Here is a 15951-nt window from a genome sequence, read left to right as displayed (position 1 = left end):
GCTCCTGACAACGGCTTATCAGGAGCAAATAATTATTATGAATTTAGAATGTACTCGGCGATTTTGTCGCCCATTTCTGCAGTTGAAAGTGCTGGATTATTACCTGCTAGATCCGCTGTCAGCTCTCCAGCAGAAAGGGCTTTGGATACAGCAACTTCGATATCCTGAGCAGCAGCTTCTTCACCTAAGCTATACCGCAGCATGAGTGCGGCAGAGAGGATTTGTGCAACTGGGTTGGCGATGTTTTTACCTGCAATATCTGGTGCACTACCCCCTGCTGGTTCGTAAAGGCCGAATTTACTCTCATTTAAAGAGGCTGAAGGCAACATGCCCATAGAACCAGTGATCATGGCACATTCATCAGAAATGATATCGCCGAAAATATTTGAGCAAAGCATAACGTCAAACTGGGCTGGATCTTTGATGAGCTGCATGGTCGCATTGTCGATATACATGTGTGATAGCTCGACATCTGGGTAATCTTTAGCTATTTCTTCGACTACTTCTCGCCATAGAATCGAGCTCTGCAGAACATTGGCTTTATCGATGGAACATACTTTCTTGTCACGCAAACGCGCGGACTCAAAGGCAATCTTTGCAATGCGCTCAATTTCAAAACGATGATAAACTTCAGTGTCAAACGCTTTTTCATTTGCGCCTTCACCCTCACGGCCTTTTGGTTGACCGAAGTAGATTCCTCCAGTCAGTTCACGTACCACAACAATATCAAAGCCGTTGCCAGAAATATCTGCGCGCAGTGGTGAGAACGCCTCTAGGCCCTTGTGAATTTGCGCTGGGCGTAAATTACAGAAAAGTTGGAAGTGCTTACGTAGTGGGAGTAGAGCGCCACGTTCCGGTTGATCATTTGGTGGTAAATGTTCCCATTTAGGGCCACCAACAGAGCCAAATAATACTGCATCGGATTCTTCACAGGCTTTGATTGTGCTGTCCGGAAGTGGGCAACCGTGATTGTCAATAGCGATACCACCAACATCGTGTTCATCGCGAGTCAATTCGATAGAGTGTTTCTTTTCGATGGCATCTAGCACTTTGTGTGCTTGCTGCATTACTTCTGGGCCAATACCGTCTCCTGGTAACACGGCAATTTTGTAAGATTTGTCTGTCATGATAATCCTTTAATTTTTTATTTTGGTTCCAGGAACGACTCTCGTCCCTAGAGTCTATTTATACTGTTGCGATTTTTTTCTGTTTAATTTCTGCAATTTTGTCGGCACGGTGAATGCTGTTGATTACATGCAATAGCGCCTGACCAGAAGCTTCTACGATATCGGTGGAAACACCGGTACCGTGGTATTTTCGGCCTTTATAGTTAGCGATGATGTCTGCTTGACCTAAACCGTCTTCACCTTCGCCTTTAGCTGTCAGATCAAACTTGTCTAGCACAATATCATAACCTGTCACGCGATAGATACATTGGTATAGAGCATCAACTGGGCCATTACCTACCGCGGCTTCGCATTGCTCTTCATCACCACATTGCAACTGGATACTGGTGGTTGCCATGACGCTGCCGGACTGAACGCTTAGGTAGTTTAGCTTGTAGAAATCGTCTTCTTCGCGAAGGTTTGAGAAGTGCATCAAGGCTTCTAAATCGTAGTCGAACACTTGTCCTTTACGATCTGCAAGCTTCAAGAAATCTTCATACAAAGCATCTAGGCTGTATTCTTCCTCTTTGTAGCCCATGCTATCCATGTGGCTTTTCACAGCGGCGCGACCACTTCGACTGGTTAAGTTCAATGCCTGATTCTTAAGGCCAATTGACTCGGGTGTCATGATCTCATAGGTGTTTTTATTCTTTAGCATGCCATCTTGGTGGATGCCGGAAGAGTGGCTGAATGCGTTGGCACCAACAATGGCTTTGTTGCTTTGGATTGGCATGTTACAGAGCTGACTGACCAATTTGCTGGTGCGATGAATCTCATCGTGCTTAAGACCCGTGTGAACCCCTAAGAATTCCTGACGAGTTTTGATGATCATGGCTATTTCTTCTAGAGAACAGTTACCGGCACGCTCACCAATACCATTAATCGTCCCTTCTATCTGGCGTGCTCCTGCTTGAACGGCAGCAATCGAGTTCGCAACCGACATGCCCAAGTCGTCGTGACAGTGAACAGAAATGATGGCTTTATCAATATTCGGAACACGGTTAAATAAGGTTTGAATGATACCGCCAAACTCATTGGGTACTGTGTAGCCCACTGTGTCCGGGATGTTGATAGTCCTAGCACCTGCATCAATTGCCGCTTCGACCATGCGACATAAGTTGTCAATTGGAGTGCGTCCTGCGTCTTCACATGAGAACTCGACATCATCCGTATATTGACGGGCATGCTTAACCGCTTTGACTCCCATTTCTACGACATCATCGTAACTGCGGCGTAGTTTATCTTGAACATGAACAGTGGAAGTAGAAATGAAGGTGTGAATTCGGAATTGCTCAGCAACTTTTAAAGCTTCAGCCGCGGCATCGATGTCTTTCGCAACGGCACGCGAAAGGGCACAGATTCGGCTGTCTTTAATGTGTTTGGCGATGGTTTGTACTGACTCGAAATCACCAGGCGAAGACACAGGAAAACCGGCTTCAATAACATCAACGCCGAGTCTTTCCAGCGCATAGGCAATCTGCAGTTTCTCTTTAACTGTCAAACTTGCTGACAACGCTTGTTCGCCATCACGTAATGTGGTGTCGAATATTATGACTTGATCGTTCATGTTGCTTCCTTCCTGATGTTTGTGTTTTGTACGCAGTAAATCGTTTTCTTCCGCTTCGCTATAAAAAGCTAGGTATAAAAAAACCCGCATCTGTGTGCGGGTTAGTGAAATCTTGTTGTGGTTATTTTTCTTCCACAGCCTACCCGCGCGATCTGGTCACGATAAGGAGGAGGCTCAGCAGGATAGAAAAACGCTTCATCATTGTTAACGGTTCCTGTAAGGGCGTTAAATAAACCACAAAATTAAGTTAACAAATTAGTACCGCACTCCACAGTGCACGTCAACCCTTAAGTTGTTTTTTTATTCATCAATAAGTAAATGAAAAGAAATGGTGGGATTATTCATAGTGAATTTGCTGGATTAAGCCAATCAAGCATAGAAGCAATCAATGGTAAGGTCTGTTCGCCAGTTACATCTTTTTTGGTTTACCCCTCGCGCGCTATTGTGGACGACAAGATCAAATAACAAGAGAAACTGGTCGTGCACTCTTGTGCTCATCGTTAGATTGGATTTTGACAATGTAACTGAATCAACCTCAAAGCTTCACTGATTTGTCATTTCAGTCTCTTAAGTTTGAAGGCATAACCGCGGTAACAAGGAGCCGGTCATGCGTTCAATCGAGCCTATTGCCAAGTTTGATCTGGCGTTTTCACTATTTTGCTTGCAACATAAATTCTCTTATCCGCTTTCCCGCTTGAGTAAAGCGATATCGCATACAGGGGATGGGCATTTGTATGCTGTTATTGGTTTGCTCGCTTGGGGACTAGGTGGGGAAACAGGCACGCTCTTTCTGCTGGCTGGGTTACTTGCTTTTGTGGTGGAGCTTCCGATTTATTGGGCAGCGAAAAATGTCTTCAAGCGTCGCCGTCCTGAAGAGCTGTCTGAGTTGGTCACTTCGTTCATCACCCCTTCAGATCGTTATAGCTTACCTTCAGGCCATACCGCCGCCGCTTTCTTAATGGCTACATTGATCAGTGTCTTTTATGTCGAGCTCGAATTGTTTGCTTTTGCTTGGGCTGCGTTGATTGCTACTTCGCGCATTTTACTCGGCGTACACTTTTTGACCGATGTGGTGTTGGGGGCTCTGCTGGGTATTGGCTGCGCGCAAATAGCACTATCTGTGATTATGGGAGCGTAACGAATGAGAATCCTCTACGGTGTTCAAGGAACAGGTAATGGTCATATCGCTCGTGCGAGAGCGATGAGCTATGCACTTAAGAAGCGTGGTATTGAGGTAGAGTTTCTCTTCTCTGGCCGCGCCGCCGATAAGTATTTCTCCATGGAAGCGTTTGGTGACTATCAAACACGGCGTGGCTTAACATTCGTAACTGAAAATGGTCAGGTCAGCTATCAAAAAACCTGTTTCAGTAATAACCTGTTAGCCTTCTACCAAGAAGTGAAACAGCTTGATTTAAATCACTTTGATTTAGTGCTGAATGACTTTGAGCCTGTATCTGCTTGGGCGGCGAAAATGCAAGGTAAAGCGTCTATCAGCATTAGCCATCAAAATGCATTTCGTTACTCAGTGCCACTTAGGGGAGCAAGCTGGCTAGACAAGAAAATCGTCAAGTACTTTGCGCCTGCGCAGCATCATATCGGCTTACATTGGTATCATTTTGATCAGCCCATTCTTCCTCCTATCGTTCATACCCATAAAGAGCACGTCGTAGGCGAAGATTTTGTCCTCGTATATCTGCCGTTCGAGAGCATTCATGATATTGCCGAATTATTGCTACGTTTCTCACAGCAGCGATTTGTTTGCTTTCATCCTGAGGTGATGGAAGAACAGATTGTCGACAATGTTCACTATTTGCCACTCAGTTTCCAAGGGTTTCAATATTCGCTTAATCGTTGTAATGGTGTCATTGCCAATGGTGGTTTTGAGTTGCCCTCTGAAGCGTTGACGCTAGGTAAGAAGTTATTACTTAAACCACTCAGCGGGCAATTTGAACAGATGAGCAATGTTGCAACACTGGAGGAGCTGGGATTAGCCAGCTGTATGGAGATGCTTGATGCCTCGGTTGTACGTCGTTGGTTAGATGAAGAGCAGGCTGAAAGTGTCAGCTACCCCGATGTGGCTGACGCGATTGCAGATTGGCTGCTCAAAGGGGACTGGGAGAATAAGATGGAGTTGACTCAGAGTCTCTGGGATAAAGTTGATTTCCCTAGTTACGTTACTAACATTTAGCTCACTATTATGTCTTCATGACTTCAACAGCATCAAATTATTGATGCTGTTTTTGTTTCAACCTATGGAATTATTTTTCTTGCAAATAGTTCCGGTCTGACTCTTCACTCTCCCCCGTAGACTTAATTGATCCATTAAATCCTTACAGTATGAGAGATTTATACTTTTTTATATATGGCATAAGTTGATGATTAATAAGTTTAATTTTATGACTTAAGTAAAAAATACTGATTAATTATCAATCTTGTTGCTAATCATTGATTGATTCGTTGATAGTAGAAATCCGCCAGAACATATCTGATGGATAAATATAACAAGATCTGGGTTATCTATTCCCAACCAACATTCATTTTAAGAACCATTTACATTGACGAATACAAGAGGCTTGCCTGATGATTGATAAAAAAGAGTCTATGAGTGCGATTGCTAGCTACCGAATGGAAAGCACTCTACGTGGAGTAGATCTAAACCTTCTCACTGTGTTTGATGCAGTAATGCAAGAGCAAAATATTACCCGTGCCGCTCATAACCTTGGCATGTCTCAACCCGCAGTTAGTAATGCTGTGGCACGTTTAAAAGTTATGTTCAATGACGAGTTATTTATGCGACAGGGACGTGGCATTCAGCCGACTCAGCGTGCACGCCAGCTATTTGGCCCTGTTCGCCAAGCACTGCAACTTATCCGTAACGAGCTGCCAAGCTCTATTTTCTCGCCTGAAACATCAACGCGTTTGTTCAAACTGGCGATTTGCAGCCCATGTGATATGCGCTTTGCACCAAAGATTATGTCGACAATTCATGATCAGGCTCCTAATGTTCAACTTCACCTTGATGCGGAATTTGATCGCCAACTGGCTGAAAGAATGCGCTACCAAGAAATCGACTTTGTGATTGATTACGCTCGCTTTGATGAGCAAGGTTTCTCAAGCACAGAAATCTTCCAAGATGAGCTAGTGGTAGTGGCGTCTAAGTCTCACCCACGTATCCAAGAAGCCGTAACGGCAGACCTTCTGAAAGGTGAACGTCATGCGAAACTGTCTCGCGTACATGGTCAACGTAGCTTCTCAGAGCAAGCATATTGCGACTTAGATGTTCAGGCATACTATGAAGGCACCAGCCTGAGCAATGTTCTTTATGTTGTAGGTCAGTCTGAACTTGTTACGATTGCACCACGCTGGATGGTAGAAAACGCAGCGAACAAAGATCAGTTACAAGTGTTGGATTTCCCATTCGATAATAGCAAAATTAGCGGCTTCCTAAGCTGGCATGAATCAAGTGAAAAAGACAAAGGTCATATCTGGCTACGTGACCAGCTAATGATGATCTGCGGTGAAGTCGTTGCTCTAGACTAATTAGCTGTTATTTAAGAGAAGAATAAAACCTTGGGTGTCGATAAGGCATTCAAGGTTTTTTACTATTTAATTGATAAGTTTGATACCCGTCAGTTGCCTTTTACGAACTGAAATGTACACTTGTGCGCTGAAAAAGCTTACAGGTGTAAGCTAAAGGTAAAAGAGATGACCAACTTAGATTTTCATGTTGTAAAAAGAATTCGTGAACAGATTGCCAAGAGTGGTGATCGTATTGCTCTCAAACACAAAGTGGGCGATATGTGGAATGGCATTAGCTGGAAGCAGTTTGGCCAGCAGGTGGATGCTTTATCACTGGCGTTGTTGACGCACAATATTAAAGTCCAAGATAAAATCGGTATCTTTGCCAACAATATGCCGCAGTGGACAATCGCAGATATTGCGGCGTTACAAGCTCGTGCTGTGACTGTGCCTATCTACCCAACCAATACAGCGGCTCAATCCTCTTATATTCTGCAAAATGCCGATGTACGTATTCTCTTTGTCGGTGAACAAGCGCAACTGGATGCGGCCATCTCTATTTTTGAACAATGTCCACAGTTGGAACTGATTGTGGTCATGTCTGACGATATTAGTACGGGTTTGCCTTCATTTGTCCGTACTTGGCAGCAATTTTTAGCTGCCGCAGATGGTGCAATGCAAAGCGAGTTAGATGAGCGTTTAGCCAACGCTAATATTGATGACCTTCTGACTCTGATATACACCTCTGGCACGACAGGTCAGCCTAAAGGGGTCATGCTGGATTATCGTAATATTGCCGCTCAACTCGAAGGACATGACTCGCGCCTGAGCTTAACCCAAGACGATGTTTCGCTTTGTTTCCTTCCTTTGTCACATGTGTTTGAACGAGCGTGGACTTTCTATGTGCTCTACCGTGGTGCGACGAACTGCTATTTGCAAGATACCATGCAGGTGCGTGAAGCACTGAGTGAGGTTCGCCCAACAGTCATGTGTGCAGTTCCGCGGTTCTACGAAAAGATCTTCTCCGCGATTCATGAAAAAGTCGCTAAAGCACCCATAATTCGCAAAGTTTTGTTCACATGGGCTGTGAACATGGGGGCCAAAATGGCGGCTTGTGCTCAGGAAGGGCGAGAACCATCCTTAGTCTTGAAAAAATCTCATCAGTTAGCCGATAAGTTAGTGCTTTCTAAGTTACGTGCACTATTGGGTGGACGAATTAACTTTATGCCTTGTGGTGGAGCGAAACTGGATGAAACAATTGGTCGCTTTTTCCATGCAATGGGGATCAACGTCAAGCTGGGCTATGGCATGACAGAAACTACGGCCACGGTCTCCTGTTGGGGGGATAGTAGTTTTAACCCAGACTCTATTGGGACGGCGATGCCCGGTGCACAAGTGAAAATCGGCGAGAATAATGAAATTCTTGTGCGTGGCCCTATGGTGATGCGTGGTTATTACAAGATGCCGGAAGAAACGGCGAAGACTTTTGATGAGCATGGCTTCCTCAAAACTGGTGATGCGGGCCATATTGATGAGGATGGTCATCTGTTTATTACCGACCGCATCAAAGAATTGATGAAGACGTCTGGTGGAAAATACATTGCGCCTCAGATGATTGAAGGAGCAATCGGTAAAGACCACTTTATCGAGCAGATCGCCGTGATTGCGGATACGCGCAAGTTCGTTTCCGCATTGATTGTGCCTTGCTACGACAGTCTGGAAGAGTACGCGAAAGAACTGAACATCAAGTACCATGATCGTGTTGAACTGATTAAACATCATCAAGTGGTGGAGATGTTGGAAAAGCGAGTGAATGATCTACAAAAAGAGCTTGCTAAGTTTGAACAGGTGAAGAAGTTCAAGCTGCTACCCAAAGCATTTTCGATGGACGAAGGGGAGTTGACGCCTACTCAAAAACTGCGGCGTAAGGTCATTAATGACAAATACCAAGATGAAATCGAAGAAATGTACACTGATAATGCAGTAAAAAAGTGATTCTTTAACAGGTTAATTTTTAAAGTGCTTAAAAATCCCTCAATCTAGCTTTAGTAGCTGATGAGGGATTTTTTATGCCTCACTTTTATGAGATAGGTTGGTTTCAATGTTGTAAAAGTGCGTTACTGGGTAATATTTTATTCTGTATTTATGTTATAGGGTTTGGAAAATATCTATTTGTTACTGTGTTTTTGGTGTTCCTCCCTTATATTGGTTTGATAAGTAGCATCTTGTTTAAAATGAGAGTTAAGTCGCATTAGATCCTTTGATAAGAAAACGTTACATTTGTTGCGTGAACTTGTTTTCTGTTACGACAGAGCAAGACATAGCCGAAAAAGTGGAAGTATTTCGATTAGGCTACGAATAAGCCCTAGACTATGTAAAACCAGCTCAATACGTTGACCTTACGAATTGGTAGCTTGGTGAGGAGAATAATATGGCAGCAATGTTGTCCGGTGCAGAGATGGTTGTCCAATCTCTGATCGAAGAAGGTGTTGAACAAATTTTTGGGTATCCTGGCGGCTCCGTTTTGGATATTTACGATGCACTTCATGCTAAGACAGATCAAATCAAGCACGTCCTAGTTCGTCATGAACAAGCCGCTACCCATATGGCAGATGGCTATACCCGTGCAACAGGCAAGCCAGGCGTGGTTCTGGTGTGCTCTGGCCCGGGCGCAACCAATACTGTAACGGGTATTGCGACCGCGTATATGGACTCAATTCCAATGATCGTGATTTCAGGTAACGTACCTAACAACCTGATTGGTAATGATGCCTTCCAAGAGTGTGATATTGTCGGTGTCTCGCGTCCGATTGTTAAGCATAGCTTCTTGGTTAAGAAGGCAGAAGATATTCCTGAAATCATGAAGAAAGCTTTCTATATTTCGACAACAGGGCGCCCAGGCCCAGTTGTTATCGATCTGCCAAAAGATGTAATGAATCCGCAGATCAAACTGCCATATGAATACCCTGCGACTATCTCAATGCGTTCGTACAAACCAACCACGTCGGGGCATAAAGGCCAAATCAAAAAAGCTTTGAAAGCATTACTTGCAGCGAAAAAACCTGTGCTTTATGTCGGTGGTGGCGCGGTTATTTCAGAAGCCGATGAGCAGATTCTGAAGCTATCAGAGGCGTTAAACTTACCTGTGGTTAGTACCTTGATGGGGCTAGGCGCCTTCCCGGGGACGCATAAAAATTCTCTTGGTATGTTGGGGATGCATGGTGTGTATGAGGCCAATATGGCCATGCACAACGCAGACTTAATCTTTGGTATTGGTGTGCGATTTGATGATAGAACCACCAACAACTTGGAAAAGTACTGCCCGAATGCCAAAGTAATGCATATTGATATTGACCCGTCATCTATCTCGAAAAACGTCAAAGCAGACCTACCAATTGTTGGCTCTGCAGAGAAAGTGCTGGCGAGTATGGTGTCACTGCTCGAAGAGCAAGGCGCGACCAATGATAGTGATGCGATGCAGAGCTGGTGGGATGATATTCAGACTTGGCGTGATCGCGAATGTCTATCCTATGAATCGACATCTGAGCGTATTAAGCCTCAGCAAGTTATCGAAGTGCTACATAAATTGACCAATGGCGATGCCTACGTTGCGTCTGATGTGGGTCAGCACCAGATGTTTGCAGCACTTTACTATCCGTTTAATAAACCACGTCGCTGGATTAATTCTGGTGGTCTCGGCACGATGGGCTTCGGTCTGCCAGCTGGTCTTGGGGTTAAATTTGCTAAGCCTGATGAAGAGGTTGTGGTCGTAACCGGTGATGGCAGTATTCAGATGAACATTCAGGAACTGTCGACGGCGCTGCAATATGATATCCCAGTCAAGATTATTAACCTGAATAACCGTTTCCTAGGTATGGTGAAACAGTGGCAAGACATTGTTTACCAAGGAAGACATTCTAACTCATATATGAGCTCCGTTCCGGACTTCGTTGCGATTGCAGAAGCATACGGACATGCGGGGATTCGCATTGAAACTCCAGACCAGCTTGAGTCTGGTTTGAAACAAGCATTAGAAATGAAAGATCGTTTAGTGTTTGTTGATATCAATGTTGATGAAACTGAGCATGTGTACCCAATGCAAATCAAAGGCGAAGGTATGGACAAGATGTGGCTAAGCAAAACGGAGAGAACATAATATGAGACACATTATTTCACTGCTAATGGAAAACCAACCGGGCGCATTATCCCGAGTGGTAGGTCTGTTCTCACAACGTGGTTACAACATTGAGTCACTAACCGTATCACCGACAGATGATGAAACGCTGTCGCGCTTGAACATCACAACGATTTCCGATGACATGCAGCTTGAACAGATCCAGAAACAGCTCAATAAGTTGATTGATGTGCTGAAAGTTCAGGAAGTCACCGAGCTTGATCATATTGAGCGTGAGCTGATGATGGTCAAAGTGAAAGCCAGCGGTTTTGCTCGCGCCGAAGTAAAGCGTACAGCGGATATCTTCCGTGGTCAGATTGTTGATGTCACCGCTTCTCAATACACGGTTCAACTAGCGGGTACCAGTGAAAAGCTCGATGCGTTCATTCAAGCGATTTCAGAGGTGACTGATGTCATTGAGGTTGCGCGAAGTGGTGTGGTAGGGATTGCACGCGGTGAGCGTTCACTAAAACCTTAGCTTGATACGAGTTGTTAAAGAAAAGCCTTAGCATGGACTAAGGCTTTTTTGTTTAGGGATTATTTGTTAAGGAAGCTGACCGCTTTATCTGGGAAATCGGTAAACAGACCATCTACCTTGACTTGATTGTAGAAGATATCCATCATGCCCTCGAAGCTATCCGTGTAACTTGGAATACGGCCTGGGTCTGCTCGGAAAGTGTATGGATGAACATCTAGGCCTGCTGCTTTTGCCTCTTTCATCAACGGTTTGATAATAATGTTGTCTTTGGTTGATTTATCATCGACCAACATTGGTTTCCAAGGGCCAATACCTTCGGCGTACTTGGCAACTTCCTTCATTGCGCCTGATTCGAACATCCAATCATAGCTGTACGGGGTTGCCGTATCACCTTGGTAGACCATGGTTTCGTTCCAGTCAGTGTAAGCCATCAGCTGCACTAACTTGAGATCCATGTCCATACTCGGCATGAGTTCATCGTTAATGCGTTTGAGCTCATTGGCGTCAAAGCATTGTAGGTACACTTTGTCATCCTGACTGTCATAGCCGTACTGTTTTAATAACTTAAGCACTGCGGAAGAGATGTCTTTGCCTTCATGACGGTGGAACCAAGGGGCTTTGATTTCAGGGTAGATACCAATATCGTAACCAAGTGTCTTGTTGAGCCCTTGAATCAGCTCAATTTCTTCCGCCAGTGTAGGGACGCTGAAGTCGGACTTCCACATCGGGAAACGGGTTGGATAACCCGCGACTTTATTGCCATTGTCGTCAATATTGAACCCTTCTGTCACCTTCAATGTTTTGATTTCGGCGAGCGTAAAGTCAATCGCATAATAGCGGCCATCAGCGCGAGCACGATTAGGGTAGCGCTCTGCGACATCGGTGACCCGATCAAGGTAATGATCGTGTAAAACAACCAGTTGATCGTCTTTGGTCATAACGACATCTTGCTCAATGTAGTCCGGTTTCATTGCATAAGCTAATGCCTTAGCCTCTAAAGTGTGCTCGGGTAGGTAACCTGAAGCACCCCGGTGGGCGATGACCAGAGGATGAGCTATGGCACTGGTTGATAGGCCAAGAGCCAGAAACGTAGCGCAAACTGACGTTGTTTTCATTGTTCTTTCCTTGATTGATATAGAGGTAGCATGGCTACCTCTGTTATAGATATTAAGCGAGTGCCGCTTTTTCACTGTCTTTTTGTTTATGGTGATCACGTTCGCCAACAAATGCATACACTAGGCAGACGATGGATGCGATACAAGAAGCGATAAGAATGGCAAAACCACCATCCCAACCAAAGTGATCCACGGTGTAACCTAGAATCGCATTAGCGGCAACCGCACCACCAAGATAGCCAAACAAGCCTGTTAGACCTGCTGCGGTACCTGCGGCTTTTTTCGGTGCTAACTCGAGAGCATATAGGCCAATCAGCATTACTGGGCCGTAAATCAGGAAGCCGATTGCGACGAGTGCCATCATGTCGACAGCAGGATTGCCAGCAGGGTTGAACCAGTAAATCAATACAGCAATAGTGACGAGTGCCATGAATAAGATGCCAGCTGGAGCACGGCGCCCTTTGAACAACTTATCGGAAATCCAACCACACAGTAACGTTCCTGGAATACCCGCCCACTCGTAAAGGAAGTAAGCCCATGAAGATTTATCAACCGTGAAATCTTTCGCTTCTTTGAGGTAAACGGGAGCCCAGTCAAGCACTCCGTAACGAATTAAATAGACAAATGCGTTTGCAATGGCGATTGACCAAAGCAGTTTGTTAGAAAAAACGTATTTGAAGAAGATTTCTTTCGCCGTCATTTCCTGTTCATGCGATTTATCGTAATCATCTGGATAGTCATTTTTGTATTCTTCAATCGGAGGCAAGCCGCAAGATTGAGGAGTGTCTCGAACTGTCATCCAGATGAAGATAGCAACCAACGTGGCAAAAAAAGCAGGAACGTAAAAAGCGGTGCGCCAGTCGTCATTAAATGCCCATAGACCGAGAATGAATAGTGGACCAATCAAACCACCACCCACGTTATGGGCCACATTCCATACTGAAACGATTTCACCACGTTCCTTGCGTGACCACCAATGCACCATGGTTCTACCACAGGCAGGCCATCCCATGCCTTGGAACCAACCGTTGAGGAAAAGCAGGATGAACATTGCAGTGATACTGCCTGTTGCCCATGGCATAAAGCCGAAGCAGAACATGATCAATGCCGACATCAGTAAGCCGCCACTGAGGAAGTAACGAGGGTTAGAGCGGTCAGAGACACTGCCCATTAAAAACTTGGATAATCCGTACGCAATTGATACAGCAGCAAGTGCAACCCCAAGGTCACCACGGCTGAATCCTTGCTCAATTAGGTAAGGCATTGCCAAACTGAAGTTTTTACGGACTAGGTAATAGCCAGCATAGCCGACGAAAATACCGATAAAGAGTTGCCAACGTAATCGGGAATAGGTGCCGTCGATGCTATCTGAAGATAAGCGATCGATGTGCGCCTTAGGTTTGAAGATTCCAAACATGAGGACCTCATTTTTATTGTGCGATGGTAAAGTAAAGGAAAGTGAACGAGCAAAATTTATTTCGTTCGAAAGTGTTGGGCATTGTATGAATAATGGTATTAATTTCTGTGATAAATGTTGCATAAGTATTAAATTTTACTTAAATACAGAAAGTTAGAAGGGAAAACTTCGATGTCGATTCCGGATTACGCACTTTTGGTTACGAACGAAAACTTTTCTATCGAACAGCTTTTGTTCATAAGAGAACATTAATTAGAGAGGGAATAAGAAAGGCTGGATTTATGAAGCAGAAACAAAAAGCCACCGCACAGACGGTGGCTCTTTTCTGGAAGGCGAAAGTTTAATGAAGGATACGTGCGCGTAGTGTCCCTTCGATCCCTTTGAGTTTCTTCAGCGCTTCTTCTGAGCGACTGGTTTCAACGTCGATCACCACATAACCAATATCAGCATTGGTTTGTAGATACTGACCGGCGATGTTGATACCTTCTTCTGCAAAAATGGTGTTGATTTGCGTCAGGATGCCAGGGCGGTTTTTGTGGATATGCAGTAGACGTGAGCAATCACGATGCTCAGGCAGAGAAACCTCAGGGAAGTTAACACTCGAAAGTGTCGAACCATTGTCAGAGTATTTCGCTAGCTTGCCTGCCACTTCAACACCAATATTCTCTTGCGCTTCTTGTGTTGAGCCGCCGACGTGTGGTGTCAGGATAACATTGTCAAACTTTTGCAATGGTGACTCAAATGGGTCTGCGTTGGTTTTTGGCTCAGTCGGGAAAACGTCAATCGCGGCCCCAGCAAGGTGGCCTGATTCCATGGCATGACAAAGTGCTTCAATATCGACCACAGTGCCCCGTGCGGCGTTGATGAAAATTGAGCCCGGTTTCATACGAGCAAATTCTTCTGCACCCATCATGTTTTTCGTGCCCGCGGTTTCTGGAACGTGCAGAGAAATCACATCACACTTGTTCAGTAGTTCACTCATGGTATGCACTTGAGTGGCGTTACCAAGTGATAGCTTGTTCTCAATATCGTAGAAGTAAACACGCATCCCTAGGTTTTCCGCGATAATACCCAACTGCGTGCCGATGTGGCCATAGCCGATAATACCTAAGCGTTTACCTCGTGCTTCGTACGAGTTGTCAGCGCTTTTTTTCCAGATACCACGGTGTGCTAGGGCGTTCTTTTCTGGAATCCCGCGCAGTAGAAGCAGGACTTGACCAAGAACCAATTCCGCTACACTGCGTGTGTTAGAAAATGGGGCATTAAACACTGGAATACCGCGAACAGCGGCTGCATTAAGATCGACTTGGTTGGTACCAATACAGAAACAACCAATCGCTACGAGCTTCTCTGCTGCGTTAATCACTTCCTGCGATAGGTTAGTGCGGGAACGGATACCGATGAAGTGAACATCCTTCACTGCTTCTAGCAATTCGTCTTCCGGTAACGAGCCTTTATGGTATTCAATATTGGTGTAACCAGCAGCCTGAAGCACCTCTACCGAAGATGGGTGAAGACCTTCAAGTAAAAGGATCTTAATTTTGTCTTTTTCCAGTGAAACTTTGGCCATTGTTTTCGTCCTTAAAATGGAAATTTGGGGCTTAACTGGCGCACAAGCGGTGTAATGTTATTAAAGCAAACGTTTTATTAGCAAAAAGCCTGACGCAAACGTTTTCCTTGTGCGTCTTCTGTTCACTAAGTTAACAAAAAAAATACACTTTGGGTAAGAAAATTACGGAATAAGGAATAATTTTTATAGGATAAAAGACAAAAACGGCACCTAATGGTGCCGTTTGTAATGAAATAACTGAAACTGTCTTCAATTAGTCTTCGATTTTTGCCCCTTGAGGCGTGCCTGTGATCACCACGTCCGCACCACGGTGAGCAAACAAGCCAACCGTCACAACACCTGCGATAGCATTGATTTTATCTTCCATTTCTTTCGGGTTGGTGATCTGCATACCATGCACATCAAGGATCACGTTGCCGTTATCTGTTACCACACCTTCACGGTATACAGGATCGCCACCAAGTTTTACCATTTCACGAGCGACGTAAGAACGCGCCATTGGGATGACCTCTACGGGTAACGGGAACTCACCAAGAACGTCAACGGCTTTGGTGCCATCTACGATACAGACAAACTTATCGGAAATAGCGGCAACAATTTTCTCGCGTGTTAGCGCCGCACCACCACCTTTGATCATGTCGCGTGTTGCGTTGATTTCGTCAGCACCGTCAACGTAGACATCCAAGTTCGACACTTCATTACAATCGAAGACTTCAATACCTAAACCTTTGAGTTTTTCAGTCGATGCCTCTGAGCTAGAAACCGCACCTTTGATATCGTCTTTGATTGTACCGAGTGCATCGATGAAGTGATTTACCGTAGAACCTGTACCAACACCGACAATGCTGTCTTTTTCAACATACTTAAGTGCTGCCCAACCAGCTTCTTTCTTCATTTCATCTTGAGTCATGCCCATCTCCTGAACGAGGTTTGAAATTAACGTTT

At 44.8% G+C, this 15951-nt stretch carries 12 protein-coding genes; 6 read left to right on the top strand and 6 right to left on the bottom strand.

Annotated elements, in window-relative coordinates; all coding sequences use genetic code 11:
- Nucleotides 1-35 precede the first annotated feature (35 nt).
- Nucleotides 36-1127 carry a 3-isopropylmalate dehydrogenase gene (leuB, locus tag L1D31_RS18660; protein WP_239838558.1) on the bottom strand — a complete coding sequence of 364 codons (1092 nt, stop codon included), beginning with the start codon at nt 1125-1127 and terminating at the stop codon, nt 36-38.
- A 58-nt stretch (nt 1128-1185) separates the two neighbouring features.
- Nucleotides 1186-2733: a 2-isopropylmalate synthase gene (leuA, locus tag L1D31_RS18655; RefSeq protein WP_239838557.1), complete on the bottom strand. Its 1548-nt coding sequence runs from the start codon at nt 2731-2733 to the stop codon at nt 1186-1188.
- A 607-nt stretch (nt 2734-3340) separates the two neighbouring features.
- Here leuA and L1D31_RS18650 point away from each other — a divergent pair.
- From L1D31_RS18650 to ilvN, 6 genes are all read left to right on the top strand, one after another.
- The gene (locus L1D31_RS18650) at nt 3341-3871 is read left to right on the top strand and encodes a phosphatase PAP2 family protein (protein ID WP_239838556.1); all 531 of its coding nucleotides are present in this window, start codon (nt 3341-3343) and stop codon (nt 3869-3871) included.
- A 3-nt stretch (nt 3872-3874) separates the two neighbouring features.
- Nucleotides 3875-4921, top strand: coding sequence for an MJ1255/VC2487 family glycosyltransferase (locus L1D31_RS18645; protein ID WP_239838555.1), 1047 nt, complete (start codon nt 3875-3877; stop codon nt 4919-4921).
- Between the two features lie 392 nt (nt 4922-5313).
- Complete coding sequence (leuO, locus tag L1D31_RS18640; RefSeq protein ID WP_239838554.1) at nt 5314-6273, top strand: transcriptional regulator LeuO; 960 nt, start codon at nt 5314-5316, stop codon at nt 6271-6273.
- A gap of 165 nt (nt 6274-6438) precedes the next feature.
- Nucleotides 6439-8247: a long-chain fatty acid--CoA ligase gene (locus L1D31_RS18635; RefSeq protein WP_239838553.1), complete on the top strand. Its 1809-nt coding sequence runs from the start codon at nt 6439-6441 to the stop codon at nt 8245-8247.
- Between the two features lie 436 nt (nt 8248-8683).
- The gene (locus L1D31_RS18630; RefSeq protein WP_239838552.1) at nt 8684-10408 is read left to right on the top strand and encodes an acetolactate synthase 3 large subunit; all 1725 of its coding nucleotides are present in this window, start codon (nt 8684-8686) and stop codon (nt 10406-10408) included.
- Nucleotide 10409: 1 nt separating this feature from the next.
- Nucleotides 10410-10904, top strand: coding sequence for an acetolactate synthase small subunit (ilvN, locus tag L1D31_RS18625; RefSeq protein WP_006957816.1), 495 nt, complete (start codon nt 10410-10412; stop codon nt 10902-10904).
- Nucleotides 10905-10963: 59 nt separating this feature from the next.
- On the opposite strand, the gene glpQ is transcribed toward ilvN, so the two are convergent.
- The 4 genes from glpQ to rpiA form a co-directional block, all read right to left on the bottom strand.
- Complete coding sequence (gene glpQ, locus L1D31_RS18620; protein WP_239838551.1) at nt 10964-12019, bottom strand: glycerophosphodiester phosphodiesterase; 1056 nt, start codon at nt 12017-12019, stop codon at nt 10964-10966.
- A gap of 52 nt (nt 12020-12071) precedes the next feature.
- Nucleotides 12072-13436: a glycerol-3-phosphate transporter gene (glpT, locus tag L1D31_RS18615; protein ID WP_239838550.1), complete on the bottom strand. Its 1365-nt coding sequence runs from the start codon at nt 13434-13436 to the stop codon at nt 12072-12074.
- Nucleotides 13437-13776: 340 nt separating this feature from the next.
- Nucleotides 13777-15006 carry a phosphoglycerate dehydrogenase gene (serA, locus tag L1D31_RS18610; protein WP_239838549.1) on the bottom strand — a complete coding sequence of 410 codons (1230 nt, stop codon included), beginning with the start codon at nt 15004-15006 and terminating at the stop codon, nt 13777-13779.
- Between the two features lie 253 nt (nt 15007-15259).
- Nucleotides 15260-15916, bottom strand: coding sequence for a ribose-5-phosphate isomerase RpiA (rpiA, locus tag L1D31_RS18605; RefSeq protein ID WP_239838548.1), 657 nt, complete (start codon nt 15914-15916; stop codon nt 15260-15262).
- Between the last annotated feature and the right edge of the window lie 35 nt (nt 15917-15951).

Source organism: Vibrio sp. Isolate23 (assembly GCF_022398095.1).
GTDB classification, from domain to species: Bacteria; Pseudomonadota; Gammaproteobacteria; order Enterobacterales; family Vibrionaceae; genus Vibrio; species Vibrio coralliilyticus_A.
This window is presented reverse-complemented; position numbering and strand designations above follow the sequence as displayed.

Bases quoted from the DNA above. Each gene is read 5' to 3' on its own strand.
- leuA (WP_239838557.1), bottom strand. From the start codon at position 2,733: ATGAACGATCAAGTCATAATATTCGACACCACATTACGTGATGGCGAA.
- L1D31_RS18645 (WP_239838555.1), top strand. From the start codon at position 3,875: ATGAGAATCCTCTACGGTGTTCAAGGAACAGGTAATGGTCATATCGCT.
- leuB (WP_239838558.1), bottom strand. From the start codon at position 1,127: ATGACAGACAAATCTTACAAAATTGCCGTGTTACCAGGAGACGGTATT.
- rpiA (WP_239838548.1), bottom strand. From the start codon at position 15,916: ATGACTCAAGATGAAATGAAGAAAGAAGCTGGTTGGGCAGCACTTAAG.
- L1D31_RS18635 (WP_239838553.1), top strand. From the start codon at position 6,439: ATGACCAACTTAGATTTTCATGTTGTAAAAAGAATTCGTGAACAGATT.
- glpQ (WP_239838551.1), bottom strand. From the start codon at position 12,019: ATGAAAACAACGTCAGTTTGCGCTACGTTTCTGGCTCTTGGCCTATCA.
- glpT (WP_239838550.1), bottom strand. From the start codon at position 13,436: ATGTTTGGAATCTTCAAACCTAAGGCGCACATCGATCGCTTATCTTCA.
- L1D31_RS18630 (WP_239838552.1), top strand. From the start codon at position 8,684: ATGGCAGCAATGTTGTCCGGTGCAGAGATGGTTGTCCAATCTCTGATC.
- L1D31_RS18650 (WP_239838556.1), top strand. From the start codon at position 3,341: ATGCGTTCAATCGAGCCTATTGCCAAGTTTGATCTGGCGTTTTCACTA.
- leuO (WP_239838554.1), top strand. From the start codon at position 5,314: ATGATTGATAAAAAAGAGTCTATGAGTGCGATTGCTAGCTACCGAATG.
- ilvN (WP_006957816.1), top strand. From the start codon at position 10,410: ATGAGACACATTATTTCACTGCTAATGGAAAACCAACCGGGCGCATTA.
- serA (WP_239838549.1), bottom strand. From the start codon at position 15,006: ATGGCCAAAGTTTCACTGGAAAAAGACAAAATTAAGATCCTTTTACTT.